The sequence below is a fragment of the Thermoanaerobaculia bacterium genome (assembly GCA_018057705.1).
Taxonomy (GTDB): domain Bacteria; phylum Acidobacteriota; class Thermoanaerobaculia; order Multivoradales; family JAGPDF01; genus JAGPDF01.
In genome coordinates, this window is record JAGPDF010000146.1 from 1 (window position 1) to 5,618 (window position 5,618).

The following is a 5,618-nucleotide window of genomic DNA, read 5'->3' on the forward strand; positions in this document are numbered from 1 at the left end:
GCGCTCGACCTCGGCGCCTACGAGCTCGCCGATCCCGCAGCGACGATATTCCTCGACGGCTTCGAAACCGGCACCACCGCCGCCTGGTCCGTCGCCGTCCCCTGAAGAGATCGGTGACAGTTACCGGTTTTCAGCGAAATCGGTAGCTGTCACCGATTTTCGCCGCCAGAGCGCGTCGAGGCTCCAGGCGCCTGCTCCCGCGGCGGATAGGTAGAGGAAGAGGAAGCAGTAGAGCACTGCCGGAACGCCGCCGTTCACGGTCGGCCAGAAGCCCTGCGGGGCGTGGAACTGGAAGTAGGCGACGGCCATCTCGCCGGAGAGGACGAATGCCGTCGGACGGGTAAAGAGCCCGACGACGATCAGCCCGCCGCCGATCACCTCGAGCACCGCGCCGATCCAGATCTGCGAGGGAAAGAGCGCCGTGGCGCCTCCCGGCATGCCGACCGGAAAGGCGAAGAGCTTCGAGGTGCCGGCGAGCAGGAACATCGCCCCCGCAACCACCCGCAGCAGGCACAGGAACTGCGGGCCGAACGTGGTCCAACGGCGAGCGAGAGGCGTTGTCGTCATGATCGTCCTCCATTCGAAAACACGGTTTCGGTCCAACCGCTTCAGGCGTCAGACGAAAGGGACGATGCGGCCCCTTCGCCTGGGCGGCGACAGTGGAACTTCTGCACGGAGCATGCCGCGCTCGAAAACCGGGGGCGGACTCCTCGTCGACGGGGGCAGGATCCGTGGCGCCTTCGCGGTCCTCCCGCCCGGTGACTCCGCTGCTTTCGAGGGGCTGTCTCCGATCGGCGTCAGACCTGGTTCGCGAGCTCCCGCACGGCGCCGCGGACAGGCTCCCACTCGGCACCGGCCGCTGCCGGGGCGGATTCGATTCGCGACCGCACCTCGCCGAGAAGCGCCCGCGCCCGATCGTGCCGGCCGAGGGCGAGTTCGCCGCGCACGAGCGCGAGCTGCAGCTCGACGAAACCGGGCCGCTCCCAACCGTAGTGCGTGTCTGCGAGCACGGTGAGCGCCTCCGAAATCAGCGCCACTCCCTGCGCGGCGCGGCCGGTCGCCACCAACGCCTCGCCGTGCCGGGCGCCGGCGAGCGCCGAGCGCACCGGGTCGACGAGCTCGAGCGCTTCGTAGCGCGCGACCGTCTCGCGCAGTATGGCCTCGGCCCGCGCCGGCTCGCCGATGCGAAGCAGGAGAGTGCCGTAGTTGCGCAGACAGTTGGCGAACTGATCGGCCTCGAAGGAGCCCGCGGGGAGGCCGCGCCAGATGGCGACGGCTTCCACGTAGCGCTGCTCCGCCTCCTGCGGCCGCGCCTGGTCGGCGAGCGCCACGGCGACCGAAGTGAGGGCCATGGCCACCTCGGGATGCCGATCCCCATGGATCTTCCGCGAGACGGCGAGAGCCTCCTCGAGCATCGCGAGGGCCTCTTGCGGCCGCGCGAGATCCTGGAGCGCCATGCCGAGGTTGAGCAGGCCCGAGGCGACCTGCGGGTGCGCGTCGCCGTAAAGGCGGCGCTTGATCGCCAGCGCCTCGCGGTAGGCGCCCTCGGCGGCCGCGTAGTCCGCGCGATCGTGATCGAGCATCCCCGCCTCGTTCAGGTAGAGCGCGAGATCGCTCGAGAAGCCGCCGGAGCGCCGGCGCTCCTCGTCGACGACGCGGGCGAGGTGCCCGGCCGCGGCCGGCACCTCGCCCAGCTCGCCGAGCGCCACGCCGAGCGTGTACTCGGCGTCGAGCGCGAGCTCGATCCGGGCTTCGCGCGCCGGGTCGCTCGCGCTCGACTCGCTCGCCTCCAGGGATAGGCGCGCGAGCACGGATTCCATGCGCGCGCGGGCCTCGGAGTAGTCGCCGCTGACGACCAGCATGTCGCCCAGGCCGACCTCTGCCTCGAGCCGGGCGAGGGCCCCCGGGGGCTGCGTCCGTTCGAGGTCCGCCAGGGCCGCGCGCAGGAGCGCCACCGCCTCGTCGACCCGCCCGAGCTCGTAGCGGGTGAGGCCGAGCTCGATCTGGGTCGCGGCGATCGCCGGGTCGAAGGCGGCAAGATGCCGGATGCGGAGCTCGAGCGCGCGACCGAGCGACTCCTCGGCGGCGCGGCTCTCGCCGACTTCGCGCTGAATCGAACCGATGACGTGCAGCAGCTGGCTCTCGAGCCGCGGCTCGCCGGCGAGCTGGGCGCGGGCCCGCGCCGCGCCGCGCCGCAGGAGCTCCGAGGCGCGCGGATCTTCGCCCTGCGCGCGCTCCGGGTCGGAAGCGTGGAAGAGGTCGACGAGGAAGCTGTTGACGACCGCCGCCGTGCGCTCCTCCTGGCGTGCCCGCGCCGCCTGCCAGAGTGTCGTGACCAGCCCCGCCGTCGCGACGGCGAGGACGAGCGCGCCGGCGGCGACGGCCGCTCGGTGACGGCGCAGGAGCTTTCCCAGGCGATAGAGCCGACTGTCGCCGGTGGCCTGGACCGGACGACCCGTCTGCCACCGCTCGAGATCGGCGGCGAGCGCGGCCGCGTCGCCGTACCGGCGTTCGGGCTCCGCGCGCATCGCCTGACGCGCGATGTTGGCGAGGTCGGGGTCGTTCGCGGCTGGCGGGGTCGCGAGCAGGCGGTCGAGCACCCGCCCGAGCGCGAAGACATCGGTCGCCGTCGTCACGGCGCCGCCGTCGACCTGCTCGGGCGCGGCGTAGCCCGGCGTCAGGAAGCGCGCCGGCCCCACGGTCAGCTGTGGCTCGTCCGCCTCCGGCTCGAGGAGCTTCGCGATGCCGAAGTCGAGGAGCTTCACCTGCCCCTCGCCGTCGACCAGGATGTTCGTCGGTTTGAGGTCGCGGTGCACGACGAGATTGCGATGTGCGAACGCTACGGCCTCGCAGACCTGCATCATCAGCGCGACGCGGGCGCGCGTTGCGAGCCGCTCCTCGGCCGAGTAGCGGTCGATCGGCCGGCCGTCGATGCGCTCCATCACCAGGTACGGCGTGCCGTCGGCGGCGACGCCGCCGTCGAGCATGGTGGCGATGTGCGGATGCCGCAGGCGCGCCAAGACCTGCTGCTCGCGCCGGAAGCGGTCGCCGGCGCCGAGCGACAGGAGCCCGACGCCGAGGACCTTGATCGCCACCTCCTGCGCGAACGCGCCGTCGGCGCGATGACCGCGATAGACCACCGCCATGCCGCCGCGGCCGAGCTCGGCGTCGAGGAGGTAAGCGCCCAGCCTTCGTCCGGTGAGGGAAAGAGGGGCCTGCTCCGACCGCGGCTCGGGTTCGTGGGCCACCGAAGCGATGTCGATGGGGGAGTCGAGCGGTCCGCCGGTCTTCTCCGCCGCGGCGAGGAGCTGCGCCACCGCATGGGCGAGCTCGCGGCCGTCCGCAACCCCGGAAGTCGCGCGGGCGAGGGCCGCCGGGCGCTCCTCCGGCGGGAGCTCGAGAAGCTCGGCGAGCAGCGCGTCGGCCCGCTGCCAGAGGCTCAACTCCCCGGGGCGCACCGCCGAAGCGTAACCCAGGAAGTTGGGGAAATTGGGGACTGTCCCCGATTCGGATCCGGGCGACGCGAATCTCGGCGGGCTCGATGGGCGCGCTCGCGGCCACGACGTGCCGATCAACCCGCAGGCGCTGCCGGGGCCGGCCGGCGCCGAGGCCGTTCAGGACCTCGGAGCCTACGAGTTCCGGGAGCTCTTCGCGGACGGCTTCGCGAGTGGCGCGACTTCTGCCTGGAGCTCCACGGCGCCGTGAGCTACTCCGGACGGGCGCTCGCCAGCCGGGTGTGGAGGAAGGCGCGGGCGCGCTGCCAGTCGCGCTGTACGGTGCGCTCGCTGCAGTCGAGGAGGGTCGCGGTCTCCTCGCGCGAGAGGCCCGCGAAGTAGCGTAGCTCGACGAGCTCGCGCAGGGCGGGCTTCACCCGGTCGAGCTCGTCCAACGCCCGGTCGAGATCGATCCAGTCGGGCGTTCGCTGCGGGTCGGCGAGATCGTCCGGGAGCTCGACCGGCGAGAGGCCGCCGCCGCGTTTGTCCGCCGAGGCCGAACGCGCATGGTCGACCAGGATGTGACGCATGGCGCGTCCGGCGCAGGCGAAGAAATGTCTGCGATCCTGCAGATCGAGGTGGCGCGCGCCGATCAACTTGAGGAACGTCTCGTGCACCAGCACGGTCGTCGTGAGAGTCGAGTCGCGCGGCCGCGCCGCAGCGCGCCACGACGCGAGCCTCTTCAACTCCGGATAGAGCGCCGCGAAGAGCGCCTCCAGCTTCTCTGGCTCCCCCCGCCGCGCATCCGCCAGAATCGCCGTGATCTCGCTCACCCCGGGAGAGTATCGAAAACCCAGCGGGAAGGTCGGGCAGTCGCCGACCCCCTGTCAGAAGTCGGCTTGGCCGACGTTGATACTTCCCCAACTGAATGTGACCATTCCCCAGTCGGCGAGCGTTTGGGTTTCCTGGTCGCCGGTGCGTTGGATGGTGCTTCCGGAGGTGGCGTCGGATCCTGTCGCATCCAGATCCTGGGCAGAGTGGAGTTTGAAGTCGTCGTCGACGAATCCCCCCGGCGGGATGCCGCCGCCGACCATCTCCCACTCGCCGGCCGCCGCGACGGCGGCCGCTTGGGTCTCGGTGCCGGTCGCCGCCGACCCCGATGTGTCGTTCGCGACGAAGACCGCGTCGGCGATCGCGCCCCCGCTCCTGTAGAGCGTGAGGACGTTGTCGGTGCTGGTGATCCCCGAGTCGGAGGTGTACCAGTCGTAGGCGGTGTCGTAGTTGGCGGCAAAGGTCGCGGCGGGATGCTGTGTGATCGAAATCGTCTCGTTGGGTGAAGCGTTCGGGTTGCAGGTCGCGGAGTTGCCGTTCCAGTGGACGACGACGAGGTCGTTCGTGGCCACGGTGAGACCGGTGAAAGTGAAGGAATCAGCATCCCTCTCGCGCAAACGGAACCCGTCCATGGTGCCGCCGGCGACGACCCGCAACTCCATCAGATCGCAGCCGCTGTCGATGTTGCCGTTGACCTCGTTGATCCTTACCACAGCGCAGCCCGGAGACCAGAGGCAAGTGTCTTCGGATTCGAAGCCGTCCTCGAAGATCAACACGGCGCCGAACAGGGTCGCCGCACTCGCCGCTCGCATCTCGAGCCGAGCCGAGCTCTGCGCGTGCGCCGGCAAAGCGCCCTCTGCGAAGGAACCGAGAGCTGCGAGAATCGTAAAGGACTCGAGGCGCATGGGGGTCTCCAAGGGAAATGGCGAACTCTGGCGTCTCTCGCCGCGCAATGTCAAGAATCTCGCTTTGAGCCGCCCCCGTCGCCGAGGCGCCCTCCGCCGAGGTGCCAGCCGTGTCGTCCTGCAGCAGGCTGATGGCAGTGGCATTGCCGATGGGTTATTGCGGCAGTCGCGCGGCTGCTTGGCCCCTGATTCCGGAATCGCAGGATGTGTCGAGCGTACCGAAACGCATCGATCGGGTCCCGCCGGCAACTGAAACTCCGACAGCCCCGACCCTCGTCGAGAGATGCCGGCGGCAGTCGGAACCGCCCACTCACGGCAGCGGACGCACCCCCGACGAACCCGGAATTGGACCGCCGCCACTGCGAGGTGAGATTCTCGTTCGGTCATGCGCACGGAATCGACCGGGCCCGGAGCCTTTCGAATCGAGTTCGACAGCCCCGGCGAGCTC

The 5,618-nt window shown here is 70.5% G+C and carries 5 protein-coding genes; 1 reads left to right on the plus strand and 4 read right to left on the minus strand.

Annotation, left to right across the window (positions count from 1 at the left end; all coding sequences use genetic code 11):
* Positions 1 to 120: 120 nt before the first annotated feature.
* A complete protein-coding gene (locus tag KBI44_21240; GenBank protein MBP9147010.1) occupies positions 121 to 567 on the minus strand; it encodes a DoxX family protein in 447 nt (148 codons plus the stop codon).
* 230 nt (positions 568 to 797) lie between these two features.
* Positions 798 to 3,458 (minus strand): serine/threonine protein kinase, encoded by a 2,661-nt coding sequence (locus KBI44_21245; GenBank protein MBP9147011.1) that lies wholly within the window; start codon positions 3,456 to 3,458, stop codon positions 798 to 800.
* Between the two features lie 31 nt (positions 3,459 to 3,489).
* Here KBI44_21245 and KBI44_21250 point away from each other — a divergent pair, with 31 nt between their 5' ends.
* Positions 3,490 to 3,705 (plus strand): hypothetical protein, encoded by a 216-nt coding sequence (locus KBI44_21250; GenBank protein ID MBP9147012.1) that lies wholly within the window; start codon positions 3,490 to 3,492, stop codon positions 3,703 to 3,705.
* Position 3,706: 1 nt separating this feature from the next.
* Here the strand turns inward: KBI44_21250 and KBI44_21255 are convergent, their stop codons facing one another.
* Together KBI44_21255 and KBI44_21260 are read right to left on the minus strand one after the other, a co-directional pair.
* On the minus strand, positions 3,707 to 4,267 hold the full coding sequence (locus KBI44_21255; protein MBP9147013.1) for a sigma-70 family RNA polymerase sigma factor: 561 nt from the start codon (positions 4,265 to 4,267) through the stop codon (positions 3,707 to 3,709).
* Positions 4,268 to 4,321: 54 nt separating this feature from the next.
* Positions 4,322 to 5,170 (minus strand): hypothetical protein, encoded by an 849-nt coding sequence (locus KBI44_21260; protein ID MBP9147014.1) that lies wholly within the window; start codon positions 5,168 to 5,170, stop codon positions 4,322 to 4,324.
* Positions 5,171 to 5,618 lie beyond the last annotated feature (448 nt).